16 protein-coding genes, 1 tRNA gene and 1 other RNA gene are annotated in these 18,747 nt (G+C 58.5%); 15 read left to right on the top strand and 3 right to left on the bottom strand.

The window, feature by feature from the left end:
- The first annotated feature begins 135 nt into the window (after window positions 1–135).
- From H9X91_RS02870 to H9X91_RS02840, 7 genes are all read left to right on the top strand, one after another.
- The gene (locus H9X91_RS02870; protein ID WP_243414409.1) at window positions 136–465 is read left to right on the top strand and encodes a class I SAM-dependent methyltransferase; all 330 of its coding nucleotides are present in this window, start codon (window positions 136–138) and stop codon (window positions 463–465) included.
- 42 nt (window positions 466–507) lie between these two features.
- Window positions 508–1,323, top strand: a complete 816-nt coding sequence (locus tag H9X91_RS02865) for a class I SAM-dependent methyltransferase (RefSeq protein WP_204802321.1) — start codon at window positions 508–510, stop codon at window positions 1,321–1,323.
- A gap of 24 nt (window positions 1,324–1,347) precedes the next feature.
- A complete protein-coding gene (locus tag H9X91_RS02860; RefSeq protein WP_204802319.1) occupies window positions 1,348–2,157 on the top strand; it encodes a class I SAM-dependent methyltransferase in 810 nt (269 codons plus the stop codon).
- Between the two features lie 129 nt (window positions 2,158–2,286).
- Window positions 2,287–2,904 (top strand): TetR/AcrR family transcriptional regulator, encoded by a 618-nt coding sequence (locus tag H9X91_RS02855; RefSeq protein WP_204802317.1) that lies wholly within the window; start codon window positions 2,287–2,289, stop codon window positions 2,902–2,904.
- Window positions 2,905–2,997: 93 nt separating this feature from the next.
- Entirely contained in the window at window positions 2,998–4,800 is a 1,803-nt protein-coding gene (locus tag H9X91_RS02850) for an ATP-binding cassette domain-containing protein (protein WP_204802315.1), read from the top strand.
- A complete protein-coding gene (locus H9X91_RS02845; protein WP_204802313.1) occupies window positions 4,800–6,539 on the top strand; it encodes an ABC transporter ATP-binding protein in 1,740 nt (579 codons plus the stop codon). The genes H9X91_RS02850 and H9X91_RS02845 overlap by 1 nt, the downstream gene beginning before the upstream one ends.
- A 153-nt stretch (window positions 6,540–6,692) precedes the next feature.
- Complete coding sequence (locus tag H9X91_RS02840; RefSeq protein ID WP_204802311.1) at window positions 6,693–6,983, top strand: DUF6809 family protein; 291 nt, start codon at window positions 6,693–6,695, stop codon at window positions 6,981–6,983.
- 6 nt (window positions 6,984–6,989) lie between these two features.
- Here H9X91_RS02840 and H9X91_RS02835 read toward each other — a convergent pair whose 3' ends face one another.
- Complete coding sequence (locus tag H9X91_RS02835) at window positions 6,990–7,862, bottom strand: hypothetical protein (protein ID WP_204802309.1); 873 nt, start codon at window positions 7,860–7,862, stop codon at window positions 6,990–6,992.
- Window positions 7,852–10,563 carry an RNA dependent RNA polymerase gene (locus H9X91_RS02830; protein WP_204802307.1) on the bottom strand — a complete coding sequence of 904 codons (2,712 nt, stop codon included), beginning with the start codon at window positions 10,561–10,563 and terminating at the stop codon, window positions 7,852–7,854. Before H9X91_RS02830 ends, H9X91_RS02835 begins: the two co-directional genes overlap by 11 nt.
- A 439-nt stretch (window positions 10,564–11,002) precedes the next feature.
- Here H9X91_RS02830 and H9X91_RS02825 point away from each other — a divergent pair, with 439 nt between their 5' ends.
- The 5 genes from H9X91_RS02825 to H9X91_RS02805 all read left to right on the top strand — a co-directional run bounded on the left by H9X91_RS02825 (window position 11,003) and on the right by H9X91_RS02805 (window position 15,891).
- A complete protein-coding gene (locus H9X91_RS02825; RefSeq protein WP_204802305.1) occupies window positions 11,003–12,079 on the top strand; it encodes an AAA family ATPase in 1,077 nt (358 codons plus the stop codon).
- Window positions 12,080–12,280: 201 nt separating this feature from the next.
- Entirely contained in the window at window positions 12,281–12,592 is a 312-nt protein-coding gene (locus H9X91_RS02820; protein WP_204802303.1) for a plasmid mobilization protein, read from the top strand.
- Between the two features lie 3 nt (window positions 12,593–12,595).
- A complete protein-coding gene (locus tag H9X91_RS02815; RefSeq protein WP_204802300.1) occupies window positions 12,596–13,963 on the top strand; it encodes a relaxase/mobilization nuclease domain-containing protein in 1,368 nt (455 codons plus the stop codon).
- A gap of 14 nt (window positions 13,964–13,977) precedes the next feature.
- Window positions 13,978–14,175, top strand: coding sequence for a hypothetical protein (locus H9X91_RS02810; RefSeq protein WP_087181419.1), 198 nt, complete (start codon window positions 13,978–13,980; stop codon window positions 14,173–14,175).
- Between the two features lie 117 nt (window positions 14,176–14,292).
- On the top strand, window positions 14,293–15,891 hold the full coding sequence (locus H9X91_RS02805; RefSeq protein WP_204802298.1) for a recombinase family protein: 1,599 nt from the start codon (window positions 14,293–14,295) through the stop codon (window positions 15,889–15,891).
- Between the two features lie 46 nt (window positions 15,892–15,937).
- Here H9X91_RS02805 and H9X91_RS02800 read toward each other — a convergent pair.
- Window positions 15,938–16,013 (bottom strand) — tRNA-Ala (locus H9X91_RS02800).
- Between the two features lie 251 nt (window positions 16,014–16,264).
- On the opposite strand from H9X91_RS02800, the gene ffs reads away from it, so the two are divergent.
- The 3 genes from ffs to H9X91_RS02785 all read left to right on the top strand — a co-directional run bounded on the left by ffs (window position 16,265) and on the right by H9X91_RS02785 (window position 18,527).
- Window positions 16,265–16,364: signal recognition particle sRNA small type (ffs, locus tag H9X91_RS02795), an RNA gene on the top strand.
- 38 nt (window positions 16,365–16,402) lie between these two features.
- Window positions 16,403–18,139 carry a DNA polymerase III subunit gamma/tau gene (gene dnaX, locus H9X91_RS02790; RefSeq protein ID WP_204802296.1) on the top strand — a complete coding sequence of 579 codons (1,737 nt, stop codon included), beginning with the start codon at window positions 16,403–16,405 and terminating at the stop codon, window positions 18,137–18,139.
- Window positions 18,140–18,158: 19 nt separating this feature from the next.
- A complete protein-coding gene (locus tag H9X91_RS02785) occupies window positions 18,159–18,527 on the top strand; it encodes a YbaB/EbfC family nucleoid-associated protein (protein ID WP_204802295.1) in 369 nt (122 codons plus the stop codon).
- The last annotated feature ends 220 nt before the right edge of the window (window positions 18,528–18,747 follow it).

The raw sequence follows: 18,747 nt of genomic DNA, 5'->3' as shown, positions 1-18,747 counted from the left end.
AAAACGCCTACCGGGGATTGGGAGGCAAACGGACATTTTATGATGGCATGATCACCTGTTCCACCCTGTCAGGCTGGGCGGTATGCCGCCTGGTATGGGGAATGGGCCGGGCGGAAACCCAAGACTACCTTTGCGCTGCCTTTTGGGGACGGCAGTTTCGACATCGTACTCTCACTCAACGGCTTTCATGCGTTCCCGGACAAGGAGGCTGCCTGGCGGGAGATCTTTCGTGTACTGCGGCCCGGCGGGACCTTCTGCGGCTGCTTCTATGTGCGGGGACAAAACCGCCGCACGGACTGGCTGGTCCGCAGGCTGTATGTGCCAAAGGGCTGGTTCACCCCGCCCTTTGAGACGGCGGAGAGCCTGCGGCGGCGACTGGAGGAAACATTCGGGCCGGCAAAGGTTCGAACCGTTCAGGGCATAGCCTCTTTTGCCTGCCGGAAGGCGAAGGCGAAACACCCGTAAACGAATTGTATACAAATTTTAAATGACAGGGAGGAAAATCGAATGCAGCAAAAGCGTAATCAACAAGCAGAAATCCGTCTTGGCAGCCATGGCGAAGACTACGGAAGCTGGATGTCCAATCCCGTGTTCTATATTATTGGCGGCATCACGGCTCTGGCCGTAGTTTTGGCCGTACTCTCCTTTTCGGTGTTCCATACCACGGCTCTCGGTGTTCTGTTCTCTGTCGTTGTGGCGGCGCTGGTAGCCCTGCTGGTCTGGATCACATGGATCAGGCGTCAGTATGCTTTTGGCGGCGGCGGGATCATGGAACAGGTTCACCGGGTCGTTCTCTCTCACCTGGACTATGACGGCCAGGGCAGTCTCTTGGAAGTCGGCTGCGGCTCCGGGGCCCTGTCGATCCGTGCGGCCCTGACCTGGCCGGAGGCAAAGGTCACTGGCATGGACTACTGGGGAGCTGTTTACAATTACAGCAAGGCCCTCTGTGAGAAAAACGCCGCAAGTGAAGGCGTGGCCTCCCGGTGTGTGTTCCGGCATGGCGACGCCAATCATCTGGATTTCCCCGATGAGAGTTTTGATGCGGTCATCAGCAACTATGTCTACCACAATATTATGGGAGCCGATATGCACAAGCTGCTTTTGGAGAGCCTGCGGGTGCTGAAAAAAGGCGGCGTCTTCGCGCTGAACGATGATATGAAGCCCAAGCTGTACGGCGATATGGACGCCTTTGCTCAAAAACTGCGGGAGATGGGCTATCAGGATGTCCGGCTCATTGATACCGCAGAAGAAGCCTTCGGCTCCCGCCGCCGGGCTGCCATGATGATGCTGGGCTCTTCCCGGCTGCTTGTGGGCAGAAAGTAATTCGTCCAAATAGGAGGGTTGACCATGTCCAAGTTGGGTGTTGTAGAGGACACGCTGTTTGTCCCCATGCTGGGCAGGATCTATGCCAGCGAGTACTGCCCGCAGATCCTGTACGATCCAAAGGCGCTGGAACTGAAAAAGAAACTGCCTTCCAGCCTGCCGGAGCAGGACGGACAGAGCCAGTATACTCTGCTGGCCTCCGCCGCCCGATTCGCCAATATGGACCGGTACATCCGGGCGTTTCTGGAGCACAGGCCGGACGGCGTGATCGTCCAGCTCGGCTGCGGTCTGGAGACGGCCTATTACCGCTGCGACAATGGAAGGTCACGCTGGTATGCGGTGGATCTGCCCCATGTGGTGGAGTACCGGCGGGCGCTGCTGCCGGAGCCGGAGCGGGAGACCTATTTCGCTGGGGACGCCTTTGCCGAGGACTGGATCAGGCAGATCCGCACGGATGCGCCGGATGCTCCCATTCTGGTCACCGCCGGCGGCCTGTTCCACTATTTTGAGGAAAGCAAGGTTGTGGGCCTCCTGCGGATGCTCACGGGGTTTGGAGAGGTCGAAATCGTCTTTGACACCGTGAGCAAGAGCGGTATGGCCATGATGCGGAAAAAGTACATGAAGCAGGTGGGTCATGGGGACGCGCAGATGTTTTTCTATGTGGACTCAGCATCGGAGCTGGCCGGAAAAATTGGGAACAGTGCCAGGGTGCTGGCGGAGGAGCCCTATTACCGCCATATCCCCCGAACGGGATTGAAGCTTCCCACCAAGATCAGTATGGCGGTTTCAGACCGGTTTTGGATGGTCAAGATGGTCCATCTGGCAGCCGAATGATGCCTTCGACAAAAGCCGACCGGAGTTTTCCGGTCGGCTTTCGCACGGAGGTGGCTGTTTCCCCTTGACAAATCATCCCGTAGGCCCTATTATAACGGTGTTATATATCACTGTTATATGGAGGCGCAGATGGAAGAGAAGTCTACCGCGACCCTGGAAAAGATCCAGCAGGCCGCCATGGAGGAGTTTTCAGAGAAAGGCTTTCAGGGCGCCTCCCTGCGGCAGATCGTGAAGCAGGCCGGTGTCACCACCGGTGCATTTTACGGTTATTTTTCCAGCAAAGAGGCGCTCTTTGCATCCATCGTGGAGCCCCACGCCGCTGCGCTGATGGGCCGGTTCATGGAGGCTCAGACTACCTTTGCCGAGATGCCCGAGAAGGAGCAGCCGGAACACATGGGGCTGGAGTCCAGTCAATGTGTGCATTGGATGGTGGACTATATCTGCGACCACCGGGAGCCGGTTAAACTGCTGCTGTACAAAGCCGAGGGCACCAGCTATGAGCATTTCGTCCACAACATGGTGGAGGTCGAAGTGGAATACACCCTCCAATACCTGGAGGTTCTGCACCGTCTGGGGCATGAGTCTCCCCAGTTGGATGCCCAGCTGTGCCACATCATCGCCAGCGGGATGTTCAACGGCATCTTCGAGATCGTCGTCCACGATATGCCCAAGGAGCAGGCCATGCGCTATGTGGATCAGCTGCGGGATTTCTACACTGCCGGGTGGCTGAAGCTGATCGGCCAGTAACATACCGCCAATCTTTTTAGTAAGATCGGGGCTTCGCCCCTTTCTTTTTACACAATCAGTTAGCGGTAGCTAACCTTAAAAGGAGGAGTATTTGTGAAGCAAAAGAAGCAAAATGCGCTGACCGTCCTGCTGGGATATGCGGGCAGCCACAGGCGGCTCACCGTTTTGGGGCTGGGACTGTCGGCGGTGTCCATGGTGTGCAGCATGATCCCGTACCTCTGCATCTGGCTGGCAGCACGGGATCTGATTGCCGTGGCGCCGGACTGGACGCAGGCTCGGAGCGTGACGGACTACGGTTGGATCGCCTTCGCTTTTGCGGTGGGCGGTATCCTCATCTACTTTCTGGGCCTGATGTGTACCCATTTGGCCGCATTCCGCACAGCGGCCAACATCCGCAAGCAGGGCATGGCCCATGTGATGCAGGCGCCTCTGGGCTACTTTGACGCCAACGCCTCCGGCCTGATCCGCAGCCGGCTGGATGCGGCCGCCGCCGATACGGAGACGCTGCTGGCCCATAATCTGGCGGACATCGTGGGCACAGTCACATTGTTTATCGCCATGCTGGTGCTAATGTTTGTGTTTGACTGGCGCATGGGCGCGGCCTGCCTGCTGGCGGCGGTGATTTCCATCCTCGCCATGTGCAGCATGATGGGCGGCAAGAATGCCGCACTGATGGCAGAATACCAGGCGGCTCAGGACCGCATGACCAAATCCGGCACGGAGTATGTGCGCGGCATTCCGGTGGTCAAGATCTTTCAGCAGACCGTGTACTCCTTCAAGGCCTTTCAGCAGGCCATCGAGGACTACAGCGCCAAGGCAGAACACTATCAGGGCGATGTTTGCCGTGTGCCCCAGTCCATCAACCTGACCTTCACCGAGGGCGCCTTTTTGTTTCTGGTGCCGGTGGTGCTGTTCCTGGCTCCCGGTGCGCTGGCTTCCGGTAATTTTGCGGGATTTGTGACGAACTTTGCTTTTTACGCCGTGTTCTCCGCAATCATTTCCACCGCGCTGGCCAAAATCATGTTTGCGGCCTCCGGCATGATGCTGGCCGGCACCGCTCTGGGCCGCATCCAGCCGGTCATGGACGCACCGACACTGGCGGTACCGGAGCATCCCCAGACGCCCAAGGACAATCGGGTGGTCTTCCGGGATGTGAGTTTTACCTACGACGGCGCGCAGTCCCCCGCCCTGTCCCATGTCTCCTTCACCGCCGAACCCGGAGAGACGGTAGCTCTGGTAGGGCCTTCGGGCGGCGGTAAGACTACTGCCGCCAGCCTGATCCCCCGGTTCTGGGATGCGGACACCGGCACTGTCGAAGTGGGTGGCGTGGATGTACGCCAGATCGATCCCCATGTGTTGATGGATCAGGTCGCTTTTGTGTTTCAAAACAACCGGCTGTTCAAGGCCAGTATTCTGGAAAATGTTCGGGCTGCCCGCCCCGACGCCAGCCGTGAGCAGGTGTTGGCTGCCCTGGAAGCCGCCCAGTGCGGCGACATTCTGGAAAAGCTGCCTCAGGGGCTGGACACCGTGATCGGCACCGAGGGGACCTATCTTTCCGGCGGCGAGGCCCAGCGCATCGCCTTGGCCCGGGCCATTTTAAAGGACGCACCTATCGTGGTGCTGGATGAAGCCACGGCCTTTGCCGACCCGGAAAATGAGGCGCTGATTCAGAAAGCCTTCGCACGGCTGACAAAGGACCGCACCGTCATCATGATCGCCCATCGGCTCTCCACGGTGGTGGGCGCGGACAAGATCCTGGTTCTGGAGGGCGGCAGGGTGACGGAGCAAGGCACCCATGAGGAGCTGATTGCGGCAGGAGGATTGTACACACGGATGTGGGCCGACTACAATCGGGCAATCCAGTGGAAAATGGAAAGCGGAAAGGAGGAACGGTAATGTTCGGAGCAAACTTTCAACGGAAATATGCCCTGACGGATCAGGGTGTACAGAACACCAAAAAGGGAACCTTCTGGACGGTAATCGTCAATCTGGTAGTCATGGGCGGGGTCAGCATTTTGTACCTTGTGATGTCCGGCCTGATGGAAACTTTGGCCGGCGGTGTCCTGCCTGCGGCTTTGCCGGTGCTGGCTGGCCTCGTGATATTTGCACTTCTCTCCTTTCTCACGCATCTCCAGCAGTACAAGGCCACCTACGGCCTGGTGTACGGTGAGGTCAAGGCCACCCGCCTGCGTCTGGCGGAGCGGCTTCGCAAGCTGCCTCTCGGCTTTTTCGGCAAGCGGGATCTGGCCGACCTGACGGAGACCCTGATGGGCGATGTCAACCGCATGGAGCACGTCTGGAGCCATGTGCTGGGCTATCTGTACGGCTCCTACCTCTCCACCGCCGTGATTGCGGCGTGCCTGCTCTGGTATGACTGGCGGCTGGCCCTTGCCTGCCTCTGGGGGGTGCCGGTGGCCTTCGGCCTGCTGTTTGGGAGCCGGAAGCTCACTGAGCGCCAGGCGGAGCGGACCAAGCGCGCCGCTGTGCGGGTCTCGGACGGGATGCAGGAGGCGCTGGAAAATGTACGGGAGATCCGTGCCACCAATCAGGAGGAGCGTTACCTTGCCGGGCTGTACCGGAAGATCGACGAGCATGAACGGGTCATGATCCGCGGCGAGCTGGTCACCGGCCTGTTTGTCAACGGGGCCAGCGTCATCATGCGGCTGGGTGTGGCGACCACGATCCTTACGGGCGCGGAGCTGATTTTGTCCGGACAGATCGACTTCATGCTGCTGTTTTTGTTCCTCATGGTCATCACCCGGATCTATGCGCCCTTCGATCAGAGCTTGGCACTGATTGCCGAGCTATTTGTCTCCCAGGTGTCGGCAGACCGGATGAACGCGCTGTTCGACACGCCCATCGCCGAAGGGGCGGAGGTTTTCCAACCCCAGGGACACGACATTGTCTTTGACCATGTGGAGTTCGCCTATGATAAAGAGGCCGTCCTGCACGATGTCAGCTTTACCGCCAAAGAGGGCGAGATCACTGCGCTGGTGGGGCCCTCCGGCTCCGGCAAAAGTACCTGCGCCCGGCTGGCCGCCCGCCTGTGGGATATCACCGGGGGTACGATTAAAGTGGGCGGGGTGGATATCGCCACGGTGGACCCGGAGGTGCTGCTGACCGATTACTCCATGGTTTTTCAGGATGTGGTGCTGTTTGACGACACGGTGATGGAGAATATCCGCCTGGGCAGGCGAGGCGCCTCCGACGCGGAGGTGATGGCTGCGGCCAGGGCCGCCAACTGCGAGGAGTTTGTCAGTAAACTGCCACAGGGCTATCAGACACCCATCGGAGAAAACGGCGCCAAGCTTTCCGGCGGCGAGCGGCAGCGCATCTCCATCGCCCGGGCGCTGCTCAAGGACGCGCCTATCGTGTTGCTGGATGAGGCCACCGCCTCTCTGGATGTGGAAAACGAAACCAAGGTGCAGGGGGCGCTTTCTCGGCTTCTGGCAGGCAAAACGGTACTGGTCATCGCCCATCGGATGCGCACCGTGGCCGGGGCGGATCATATCGTGGTGCTGAAGGACGGAAAAGTGGCGCAGCAAGGCTCCCCGCAGGAGCTGATGGCGGAGGGCGGTCTGTTCCGGCACATGGTGGAGCTCCAGAGTGAAAGCGCCCAGTGGCAGTTGAGATAACTGTGTTTTGGTAGTTCTGAAGCGATAAAGAACCATATTAGACGGTATTACTATAGCCTTGCAGGGAACTGGGATAATCCAAATCAAAAATATAAATAGTGGATATTTTCTCCGCTATGTGCTATTGTGTCTTGCTACAAGGAGGCGGGGCACATGAACGAAACTTTGAGATTGCTGTACGACAAATTCTACACCCCTCTGCCTATGGTGGAATCCGAACAGGAAGTTGAAACCTGCCACCGGCAACTCATCGAGCGCCTGGAAAAACCCGAGAGAAAACTGGTGCTCCGGATCATGGACGCACAGGGCCTGATTGCGGAGGAACGCTCCGTGGACAGTTTTATCTGCGGATTCCGTCTGGCGTGGGAACTGGCAAACGAACTGAATCATTTTGAAACAAACAGGCATCCATCTCCAGAGGAAGAAACGGAGATGGATGCCTGATTCTATCTACTCGATTACGACGCCATCACCCAGCCGGTACCGGCACAGCCCAAAACCAGTTTCGGAGCGTTCCAAAATGGTCTCTGGGATTTGCTTGAGATACTTTCGCCCAAAGCTGGTGGTGCCGAAATATGCGTCAAAGTTGGCCACCGGCAGCACCACCCAGTCGGAATCCTCCGGCTTGTTGGCAAGGTAGTAGGCCGCCAGCGTCTCCACCATCTCCACGGGAACGCCCTTAGGCGTGAGGCTGCGAAGTTGCTCCACCAATGCGGGTGAAAGTATCGGTTCCTCTGTCCGGAGCGGCCCCAGCTCCAGAGCCTGGGCCAGAAAGCTGTCAAACCGCAGTCCCCACTGTCCCTTGGTGGTGGGGGCGAACAGAGGGATCTGCATCTGAATCACCTTGTCCCGCCAGGCTTGGTCAAAGCCTTTCTCAATGGCGGTGTACTTCTTCTGGGCGCTGCTGGATACCCTCTCCGAATTTTCTCGCACGAAATCCACCACTTGATGTACATGTCTGCGAAACCATCCGCTGCCATTTTCATCCACGAGGCCGGGGAATTCCGAATGGAGTTCCCTGAAATCACTGCCGAACTGCCACGCCTCCCGAGGCGTGGCTTTTTTGCTGTCCGGCACACTGCACCAGGCGCACAGGCCCCGCTTGGCATAGTCGATGCGCTCCCGGGGCGCTTCGATTGGTTTGCCATTCTCATTATGAAACAGAAACCCTCTCGCCAGGATGGCCAGCACCCGGTTGAGTCCCTCAAAGTCCAGAATGGTATCGAAGGTGAAGCGGCCCAGATAGGTGGTGTCTTGTTTGTTCCGGGCGGTGTAATTTACCGCACCGGTGTAGTCCTGAAATTCCTTCCACTCATTCAGCATGGTCCACCTCCAGAACATGTTCCTCGATGTGGTCCGGCAGCAGATCCCACAGCAGGTTCCGCTTGCCAATGGCCACCACATAGGGCACTGCCAGGCTGGGACGGACGATCTTATTCAACAGCTTGCGGCAGACCTTGGACACCACGGCCCGCTCGTTGCCGCTGAAGGGGGCAGGCAGATAGGCCTCCATCATCTTCTGGAAGGCCGGGGAATCCGCCGGGCGGCAGAGCTGCTTCCGCTCCCGGGCTGTCTCCAGATCGTCGACATCGCAGACCAGATCTCCCAGCATACGGAACCCGCCGTGGCGGAAGTCGCTCAGAAGATCGTAGTAGTCGGCTCCCTCCGGCAGATGCTCTCGGAGAAAATCTTCTCTCTGTTCTTCTGTCATCAGGTGCCACTGCCGTTCCACAATCGTCTTTCTCAAAGTAGAAATACGCTCCGATGAAAGCTGCTGGAAGAAAGCATACAGTTCGTCGCTGTCGTAGACTTCTTCCTGTCCTCTGGCGTAGAGAATGCGGTCAATGTCCGTTTTCCGCTGTTGTCCCTTGGCGGGGGCGCGGCAGGACCGGATGCGGGAGAGGCAGTGCTCGTAGTCCCGCAGCAAGGCAGAGACAGAGGAAAGAATGTTCTCATCCAACTGCTTCTTCCAACTTCGCTCCTGGGCGAAAGCGAACAACTCGCTGTCCTTTGCCGGTTTCTCCTGAACCTTCGGCGTGTTGCGCTCCAGCTGGCGGGCCAGCCAGGGTAATCGCTCCACCGGGGAGTCCACCATGTCCCAGTCGATCCCGGCAAAGAAGGTCTCCAGCCGCTCCCGGTGGGTGGGCTCATACCAGGCGCGGCGGCGCTCCTCCGCCCGCTCCACCAGATATTTGTACTGGAGGAATGGAGTGCGCTTTACCCTCCGTCCGCCCAGAAATTCATCCAGATTGGGCCGCACACCGGTCTTGGCCGCATCGATCTCCAGCCCGCTGTAAATGGCCAGGGCCTCCAAGTCCTGGCGGCACCGCTTTCGCTCCTCCGGGTCGGCGTGGTCGTTGTAGGCGATGACGCTGCGATCCAGGGCGGCGTTGCAGATCTGTCCAATGCGGGCGGCAAAGGTGTTTTCCACTGTCTGAAACCGGGACTGCCAGTCGTTGGCGTCGGACTTGGGTGCGGAGAGAGCGGGGATCTTCAGCAGGGGCAGGTTGGCGTTGTTGGAGAGCTGCTGGTGGACATCGTAATCATAGTTCCGCTTCACGCAGCGGTTCAGAATGGGATCGGCAATGGTCTTGATGAGGTCGCCGTCATAGTCCGCACCGCCCAACCGTTCCGCTGCCAAACTGTCTGCAGACACCATGACCACATCGGTGAGGTGGCCCAGGTAATGCTGGCGCAGTGCGTCTCCCCCCGGATACACCGACAGCTGCAATTCCTCGTTCCGGGCGATGTGGGGATTGCGGAGAAGGGTGCAGCTGTCCTCATGGTCATAGGCCGCACCGGGCGCAAAGAAGCTATCCTCCGCAAAGAAATCTCCCATCACCTGGTTGCAGAAGTCCCGCTCACCGGGCAGCTGGAATACACGGGGCGCGATCAACTGCCGCAGCAGTTCCAGCAGGTCACCGGAGAGAAAACGGTTGTCCCCTGGTACCAGCAACCGCCCAACGGCGTAGCCTCGGAGGATCTTTCGGGCCTGTCCGTCCAGCTGTTCCGTGTAGATAGGCTCGCGGATAAACTTCGGGTTTTTCTCCAACACCCGGGCCATGATGTTCGCCCGGCTTCCCCTGGGCTGGCTCAGGCCCCGGCGAAAGTATTCCTGCTGATATGCCTCATTGGCGCGAAAGTTATAGTAGGCCGTCTCGGTGGCCTTGGTCAGCCATTGCCGGGGGTCATCCTCCGGACTGTGCTCCCAGCCTTCCGGCAGGTCGGCGGGGCGAAACTCCTCCGGCTGGATGGAGAGGGTGGAGAGAAACTGGTAGTTGAGCTCTACCAGTTTCTCCGGCTCTGTCTTGCTCAGGTTGGTGATGTACAGGGCGTGGTTGTAGTCCCGAAAGGCGTCCCAATAGTCCTCCCAGGTCATACCGTTCTCCCGCAGCCAGCCGTATGCCTTGAACTGACTGCGGGTGAGGATGATGTCCACACTGCGGACGGGGTGCGCCTTGCCCCAGATGTCCACGATGGTCTGGGTGCCGCTGCGCTTCAAAAAGTCTTTGAAATCCACCTGATGGAGCATCCCCTTGATGTAGGGCATCCGAATCTGGAAGGAGGTGTGGGTGTGGCTGCCGCAGCAGGCCTTGTCCACCACCTGGGCGTACTCCTTGGAGATGAGACCTACGCCGTCAAAGCAGGTGATGTCCAGATCTTCCAGTGTATCTGCCCGGTAGAAGGTTCCTGGCTCTCTGCCTTCCCGCAGGGTGATGACAGGGGCTCGCTCCACTCTCTTGTTTGGATTATCGATGACAATGACCCGGTGATTTTTATCAATGCGGATGCCGTCCACCCGGGTTCCGCTGGAAAACATGAGACCGTTGTAGGCGTAGAGTTTACTGAGCTGGCAGCGACTCAGTTCCATGTTCAGCATGATCCGCTGGCGCATGGGCTCGTACAGTTCCGCCCGGATGAAGGAGAGCCGGGACTGGCGGCTCATGCTGGCGGAGCGTTCAAAAGCCACATAGCGGTGTGGGCCGCTGCCGAAGTCCAGAGTGATCCCCTCGGGGCGGAACATGTCTCTGGCCTTCTCCCGGCGGGCCTGCTGCGTCCTTCCGGTTCCACGCCGGTCAAAGATCCCGGCGAAGTCCATATAGAAAGCACATCGGAAAGGGCGGTAACCTTCTCCTCTCCATGCTCCCGCCAGCCCTTCCCGTGGAGTTGGTACATCAGCTGGTGGAACATGGCGCAGCTGTCCTGCTCGTGCTTGGCACCCGGTACCTTGCAGTGTTCGGTGGCGCTGCGGTTCAGAGCAAAGGTGTAAACGCCGTCTTGCTCCGCGGCATAACTCATCACTGCCCGGGCAGAGAGTTCGTAGATCTGATAGGTCGCCATTGGCTCACCTCCGTTTGCTGTATTTTACCACAAACTATTTCAAAATCAAAATGAATACTACTCCCACTTCTTTTGAGGTGGGAGCTTTTTGTATTCAAATTCTTGAAATGGAGGTACCAAACATGAACAACAAAATGAACCATCCCCTCATCACAGTAGACGGCAGAACCCTGATGGATCGCCCACTGGAGCCGCCCAATTTTGTGGTGGATACCCTGATCTCTCAGGGCCTGCACATCCTGGCGGGCTCTCCGAAAGTGGGCAAGTCCTGGCTTGCTCTATGGCTGGCGGTGACAGTTGCCAAGGGAGAACCGGTCTGGAACATGACCACCAAGCAGGGTACCACGCTCTATCTCTGTCTGGAGGATTCCGTTCTCCGTATCCAGAACCGGCTGTTTGAGATCACCGAGGACGCACCAAGCAGCGTCCACTTCTGCACGGAGTGCGCCCTCATCGGCCAAGGGTTGGAGGAACAGGTGGACGCATTTATCGCCGCACACCCGGACACAGTGCTGGTCATCATCGATACCCTGCAGATGGTCCGTCCGATCCACGACGCCACCTACGCCAATGACTACCGGGATCTGTCTGTGCTCAAGCGGCTGGCGGACAAGCACGGCATTGCCATCCTGCTCATCCACCATCTGCGCAAGGAAAAGGCGGAAGATGTGTTCCACCGGATTTCCGGGACCACCGCTATCAGTGGTGCAGTGGATTCCAGATTCACGCTGGTGGAAGAAAAGCGGGGCAGCGGCAGGGCCAGACTGACCTGCGTGGGCCGAGACATCGAATACCGGGAGTTGGAGTTGGAACGCAGCGGTGACAATGTGTGGGAGTTGGTGTCGGACAGCCGGACACAGCCGGAGCTATTGGGGGGGCAAATCGTTGTTCTCCTCTCTGCATTTATGATCAGCAGGACAACATTTATCGGCACTCCCACGGAGCTCTCCGAAAAGATCGACCCTGACAGAATCGAAGGGGTAACGCCCAAAAAGATCTCAAGGCTGATCCTGCAAAGCGTTGAGGCCCTAAGAAAAAATGGGATTCAGGCAACGGTTCGCCGCAGCAACGGGAAGCGAGTGATTGAGCTGCGTCGTGCCGATAGTGTCGATTTGGAGGGTGCCGGAGAAATCGTCCCTATCGACCCTGTCGGGGCGCTGTGCGGCGATTTGCGGGCGGTTTCCGGGCGCGGCGAGTAAACTCCCGCAAGGCAAAAGAAACACCGTGTTGGGCCGCTTGTGGCCGAAGGAGGAGTGAGGGTGTTCGGCGCGGGAGAATCACCTCCTTGGAGGTGGCCAGCATCGCGTTTGTCTGGTCACCGGCACAGCCGCCGCCCGCCTTCCGCATAATTTCCGGGCAGAAGCCCGGACCCACTTTATCTGCGGTTTGGAGGAAACGACATGAAAAAAGATATCAAGTTCAGCACCCGGATGGCATCCGCAGACCGGGAGGCCATCAAGGAATTGGCAAAACGCTCCGGGATGTCCATGAGCGATTATGTGACAGCCTGCTGTCTGGGAAAGCAGGTTGTGGTCGTCGATGGACTGAAAGAAGTGCTCAAGGAGCTGAAGTCAATTGGCAGAAATCTGAATCAACTCGTCACCCTGGCACATATGGGACGCGTCACGGTAGTCAATCTGGACAGCGTACGCCAGGCATTCTCTGAACTCTGCGCCACTGTCCGGTTGATTCTGGAACGAAAGCGGTGGTGAAAAATGGCGATCATCAGCTTCACTAACTACAAGCGAGGACAGACCACCGGATGCATGGGAGCCGTGATGCGGTACACCATGCAGGATAAGAAAACTGAGTTCGATGGGCGGAAGTTGGTCACAGGCATCAACTGCCAGCCGGAATCTGTCTACGCAGACTTCATGACCACCAAGCGACTGCATCACAAAACCGACGGTGTGCTGTTCTACCACATGGTGCAGAGCTTTCCAAAAGGAGAAGCGGTCGATCCGGTCGCCGCTCATGCGGCGGCACTGAAACTGGCTGAGTACTATGAGGGCTATGAAGTTCTGGTCTGTACCCACACAGACCGGGAACACATTCATTCCCACTTTCTCATCAACTCCGTCAACTTCGATACGGGAAAGAAACTGCACATCGCAAAGGAGCGGCTCCAGGAACTGCGGCAGCGCAACGATCAAGTCTGTATGGAGTTTTCTCTTCCTGTGTTCCGGCCTGCGGACAGGAAGCAAAAAACGAAAACCATGACGATTGGTGAATATCATACCGCAGCCCGTGGCCAGAGCAAAAAGCTGCAGCTCATGAATATCATCAACGACTGTATGCGCCACGCCTCTAACCGTGAGGAGTTCATTGCGCTGATGGAGAGCGAGGGCTACAAGGTACGCTGGGAAACCTCCCGGCGGAACATCACCTACACCACACCCAGCGGCTGGCAGTGCCGTGACCGCCTGCTGTTCGGGGACAAATATTTGAAGGAGACTATGGAATATGAATTCAGGATCAGAGAAGAAGTTATCTATGGACGAGCTGTTGGAGAAGAACCGACCTGCGCAGATGGCACAGGCCACACCGCAGCTTCCGGCGCAGGAGCTGACACCGCCTCCCGAAGACCATCCTACGAAAGCGGAGTGGGAGGAACTGCTGAGCAGCCTCTGCACGCTGGGGTACCACACCGAGAGACAGATTGGCTATCTCAAGAAAGTCAGCGAACTGCTGGCGCAGCTCCCGACCCAGACGCAGATGGACGAGCTGCTGAAAGCGGTGAAGCATCTGGAGCAGATGAGCGAACAGGCTGGGAAGCGGAACGAGAAGCGTTTTTCTCTGCCCAATATCAGGCTGCCCAGACTGAGTCTGCCGGACATTCCATGGACCAGTCTGCTGTTGGGACTGGCGGCCCTGGCGCTGACTGGGCTGGTGCTGTGGGTGGTGTGGTCCAGCTTGGACACGCTCTGGAGCGCGGCCAGGGGCCTGCTCCTGTGATGGACGCTACCACTACGCACCACCACACCGACAGCAAGGCCCTCCGGAAAGAACGACAAAAGAAAATCGCCCAAGGTCACGCCGAGGACGATCACGAAGAAGAACAGACTTGGCAGCAGACTATGTAAAGGAGGATGATCACATGAGTTATCAGCAGGCAATGTATGATCGGGAGCATCCCCGATACTCTGAGCCGACAGAATATATCACGATGGAAGTGGACGGACTGATTGTTGCTCTCCGCTTCAAAAACACCATCACAAAGCCTGACACAGTGTCTGAAATTGAGCAGACGCTGTTGATGGCACAGGACTTTGAAAACCTGAACAAGCCCGCTTGATTCAGTAGACTTTTTACCAGTGGTGTGGGATACTGTGTGTGCATATGAACCTTGACAATTTAATCTGAGCAAACCATATGCACCGCAGTCCTATACCAGAAAGGACAAGGTGCAATCATGGAAAAAAACAAGCGAGTATACTGCCTCTATCGAGTCTCTACCAAAGGACAGGTAGAAAAAGATGATATCCCGATGCAGAAACAATACTGCCGTGAATTTGCGGAAAGCCAGGGATGGACGATCATCAAAGAATTTGCGGAAAAAGGTGTCTCGGGTTTCAAGGTGGCTGCCGCTGACCGCGACGCGATTCAAGAGATCCGCCAGGACGCTGAGGAACGGAAGTTTGACATCCTGTTGTTGTTCATGTTCGACCGCCTGGGGCGGCGGGACGATGAGACGCCCTTCGTAGTAGAGTGGTTCATCCGCAACGGAATCGAAGTGTGGAGCGCAATGGAAGGGCAGCAGAAGATGGATGATCATATCGACAAACTGCTGAACTATATCCGTTACTGGCAGGCCTCCGGCGAGAGCCTCAAAACCTCTGCCCGAACAAAGACACGCCTTTCGCAAATCGTGCAGGAGGGGAGGTTCCGGGGCGGGATCGTCCCCTATGGATACCGCCTGGAAAAGCAGGGGCGCTTCAATAAAAAGAATCACGAAGTCAACGAGATTCTGGTTGACCCGGATGAAGCTGCGGTGGTGCGCATCATCTTTGAAAAATATGTCTATGAGGGGTTCGGCGCACAGCGGTTGTCCCGGTGGTTATATAACAACGGCTATCTCAATCGAAAGGGGACCAACTTCGCCAATACCACCATCATCAAAATGCTGAAGAACATCATGTATGTGGGAATCCTGCGCAGTGGGGAAACACGCTCAGAAATCTTTCCGGAGCTACAAATTGTTCCGCTGGATCTGTATGAGCGGGCACAGGAGTTGATGGAGGCCAGGACAATGCACCACAATGAAGTGCCCTTTAACTCCAAGGGGAAGGCGCTGCTCTCCGGGATGGTCTACTGCGCCCACTGTGGTTCCAAACTGGTGCTGACCACCAGCAGCGGCAGAAGAGCCAAGGGTGAGCCCAAACGGGAAACCCATATCCGCTACGCCTGCCACTACAAGATCCGCCATCCTCAGGACTGTGATGGTCAGACCGGATACTCCGGTGAGAAACTGGACGGCATTATTGATAAGATCGTCATCCAACTCTTTGAGCGGATGAAGACTGCACCCAGGAGCCAGCTCATTCAAAAGCAGCGGGAGAAAGAACTCCAACTGGCAAACAGTTCAGTAGCAAATCTGGAGAAACTCCACGCCGCCGCAGAACGGGAACTGGAGAGCTACAAGAAAGAGATCATCAAGACCATCAATGGGACTGGCAGTTTTGGAGCGGACATCCTCGGCGAGATGATAGAGGACACCCGAAGCAAACTGGCGGCGCTGGCACAGGAATTGGAACAGGCCAAGGAAAAAGCGGCTGATCTGAAGAGCTCTGCCGTTGCCGTCCAAAAGGAGTATGACAAGATTATGTCCTGGGCCGACCTGTATGCGGGGAGTAGTATCGAGGGAAAGAAGATGATCCTGCGGCAGCTCATTGAGCGGGTGAATATCGGGAGGAACTTTGAAATCGAAGTGGAATTCAAAATCAGTGTCACACAGTTCTTCGACTTCCTGCATCCGGAAGGGGACAAGAGTGTGTACTATCGTGCATCCTGAAAGCATGAAAAAACTCGGGAGATCTCAAAACGAGATCTCCCGAGTGTGGTGGACCTAATCGGGATCGAACCGACGACCTTACGGATGCGAACCGTACGCTCTCCCAGCTGAGCTATAGGCCCAAATCAACAGTTCCAAAAGCGGAACAGAAGAATAAAGCAATATGAAATTAATAGATGTGGCAGAAAACCGAACCCTTTGCGCTCCCAGCTGAGCTACGAGCCCAAACTCATTTTGCAACGGCAAATGCTATTATACCATAATTTCCTCCATTGTAAAGACTGTTTTTTTCAGAAAGATGAAAATTTTTTGTTGCCAATTTGCAGATGATATAGTAAAATAAATAAGCTAACCTCCTCCGCATGCAGCTGCGGAGCCGGTCTCGCGCAATGGATGCCCGTGAACCATGTCAGGCGGGGAACCGAGCAGCATTCAGCGGGATGTTCCATGTGCCGCGAGGGCGCCGGTTCCGCAGCTGCATACGGAGGATGCTTTTTGGGGAGGTGGCCTTTTGTACCAGGCGCTGTATCGGAAATGGCGGCCCAAGACGTTCTCTGACGTCATCGGCCAGTCCCACATCACGCAGACGCTGCGCAGGCAGGTGGCGGAGGGCCGCACCTCCCACGCGTACCTCTTCACCGGCACCCGGGGCACCGGCAAGACCACCTGCGCCAAGATCCTGGCCAAGGCCGTCAACTGCGAGCATCCGGTGGACGGCGATCCCTGCTGCCAGTGCCCCTCCTGCGTGGGCATCGAAAACGGCAGCTTTCTGGATGTGCTGGAGCTGGACGCCGCCTCCAACAACGGCGTGGACCAGGTCCGGGCCCTGCGGGACGAGGCCATCTACTCTCCCGCCAATGTGAAGAAGCGGGTCTATATCGTGGACGAGGTCCACATGCTCTCCACACCGGCCTTCAACGCCCTGCTGAAGATCCTGGAGGAGCCGCCGGAGCACCTGATGTTCATTCTGGCGACCACGGAGCTCCACAAGGTGCCCGCCACCATCCTCTCCCGGTGCCAGCGGTTCTCCTTCAAGCGCATCAGGCCCCAGGACATTGCGGCGCGGCTGCTGTATGTGGCGGAGCAGGAGGGCATCGGCCTGACGGCGGACGGCGCGGAGCTGCTGAGCCGCCTGGCGGACGGCGCCCTGCGGGACGGACTGAGCCTGCTGGACCAGTGCGCCGCCGTGGGCGGCACCGTGGACAGCCGGGCCGTGCTGGAGGCGCTGGGACTGGCGGGAAATCTCCAGACCGCCCAGCTGATGGAGCGGATCCTGGGCCGGGACGCCAAGGGGGCCCTGCTGCAGCTGGACCAGCTGTACCAGGGCGGAAAGGATGTGGGCGCCGTGCTGGGGGAGCTCAGCACGCTGGTGCGGGACCTGCTGCTGCGGCGGACGGCGCCCGAGGGCGGCGCGGCGCTGCTCTCCGGCGGATACGACAGCAGCACCCTGGACAGGCTGGGGAAGGACATCTCCGCCTCCCGGCTGATCTATCTGGCCACCACGCTGCAGAAGGCGTCGGCGGACCTCTATTACAGTTCCAACCGCCGCACGGATGCGGAGCTGTGCCTCCTGCGGCTGTGTGACGAGTCCCTCTCCGGCGACCTGACGGCGCTGGAGGCCCGGATCCAGCGGCTGGAGGATGGCGTCCAGCGGGGACAGGTGCTGCGGGCAGCCGCGGCCGGGAGCGCCGGAGCGGCGAAGCCGTCTCCGCAGAGCGCGCCGGCCAAGACGCCGGTCCGGGACACGCCTCCATGGGAGGCACCGGCGGAGGAGGCGGAGCGTCCGCCCCTGCCGGAGGAGCCCCCGCTGCCGGAAGAGCCGGGAGAGCGGGTGTTCGACGTGCCGGAGGCACCGCCTGCCGCAGACACGGCGCCAAAGGCACCGGCCGCTGCGGGCACGGCACAGAGCGCGGAGCAGCCCGCTCCGGCCGCCGCGGGCGGCAGCTGGTGGCGGGCGCTGGCAGAGGGCTGCAAGGGCCGCCTGCCGCCCATGTACCGGGTGTTTCTGGACATGTGCACCGGTGTGCTGGAGGGCGACCTGCTGACGGTCTACGCCCCGGACGACATCACGCTGGGGCGGCTGGACAACGACCGGGTGCGGAACGCCCTGGCCGAGGAGGCCGCCGGCGGCGGAGTGCCGGTGCGTCTGGCCTTCCGGGTGGGGGAGCCGCCCAGGGCCACGCCCCGGGAAAATCTGCAGAACCTGCTGAAGTTCGGCAGTCAGTTCGACAATATCGAGATCAAGTAAAGCAAAGGAGAGACCAGTTATGGGATACAGTGCACGCCGCGGATTTACCAACGGCAGCATGAAGATGACCGGCGCACAGCGCCAGGCGGAGATGCAGGCCCGCATCCAGCAGATGCAGGAGCAGGTGAACGCGGCACAGGAGGCCGTGGAGAACCAGGAGTTCACCGCCAGCGTGGGCGGCGGCGTGGTGGAGGCCAAGGTCAACGGCAAGAAGGAAGTGCTGGCCGTGACCATCAAGCCGGAGGCTGTGGACCCTGAGGATGTGGAGATGCTCCAGGACCTGGTGGTGTCCGCCGTCAACGAGGCTCTGCGCCAGGCCGGCGAGGCCATGGACAAGGGCATCGAGCAGGCCACCGGCGGACTGGACCTGGGGGCGTTCGGGCTGTGATGCAACCTCGAGGGGGAGCGGGCTTGCACCGTTGCGGCATTGCGATTCCCGGCCCTATTCGGGCCGCCAATCGCGCCGCTGCCTCGAAAGCGGTTCGCTTCATCCGCCGCTGGCGGCGCTTCACCGCTTTCCCCTCGACCTCCCCCACCACCAGTCTGCGGACTGGTGTGTGCGCCCAGGGCGCACAGGTCAAAGTATTTTCGGCAGGCGCATGTCCTGC

The sequence above is a fragment of the Oscillibacter valericigenes genome (genome assembly GCF_016902445.1).
GTDB classification, from domain to species: domain Bacteria; phylum Bacillota; class Clostridia; order Oscillospirales; family Oscillospiraceae; genus Oscillibacter; species Oscillibacter avistercoris.
Note: the sequence above shows the minus strand (reverse complement) of the source record. Positions and strands in the feature narration are given on the sequence as shown.

Coding starts and splice junctions, on each gene's coding strand:
- H9X91_RS02865 (WP_204802321.1), top strand. CDS start 508: ATGCAGCAAAAGCGTAATCAACAAGCAGAAATCCGTCTTGGCAGCCAT.
- H9X91_RS02860 (WP_204802319.1), top strand. CDS start 1,348: ATGTCCAAGTTGGGTGTTGTAGAGGACACGCTGTTTGTCCCCATGCTG.
- H9X91_RS02855 (WP_204802317.1), top strand. CDS start 2,287: ATGGAAGAGAAGTCTACCGCGACCCTGGAAAAGATCCAGCAGGCCGCC.
- H9X91_RS02845 (WP_204802313.1), top strand. CDS start 4,800: ATGTTCGGAGCAAACTTTCAACGGAAATATGCCCTGACGGATCAGGGT.
- H9X91_RS02840 (WP_204802311.1), top strand. CDS start 6,693: ATGAACGAAACTTTGAGATTGCTGTACGACAAATTCTACACCCCTCTG.
- H9X91_RS02835 (WP_204802309.1), bottom strand. CDS start 7,862: ATGCTGAATGAGTGGAAGGAATTTCAGGACTACACCGGTGCGGTAAAT.
- H9X91_RS02830 (WP_204802307.1), bottom strand. CDS start 10,563: ATGTTCCGCCCCGAGGGGATCACTCTGGACTTCGGCAGCGGCCCACAC.
- H9X91_RS02825 (WP_204802305.1), top strand. CDS start 11,003: ATGAACAACAAAATGAACCATCCCCTCATCACAGTAGACGGCAGAACC.
- H9X91_RS02820 (WP_204802303.1), top strand. CDS start 12,281: ATGAAAAAAGATATCAAGTTCAGCACCCGGATGGCATCCGCAGACCGG.
- H9X91_RS02815 (WP_204802300.1), top strand. CDS start 12,596: ATGGCGATCATCAGCTTCACTAACTACAAGCGAGGACAGACCACCGGA.
- H9X91_RS02810 (WP_087181419.1), top strand. CDS start 13,978: ATGAGTTATCAGCAGGCAATGTATGATCGGGAGCATCCCCGATACTCT.
- H9X91_RS02805 (WP_204802298.1), top strand. CDS start 14,293: ATGGAAAAAAACAAGCGAGTATACTGCCTCTATCGAGTCTCTACCAAA.
- H9X91_RS02785 (WP_204802295.1), top strand. CDS start 18,159: ATGGGATACAGTGCACGCCGCGGATTTACCAACGGCAGCATGAAGATG.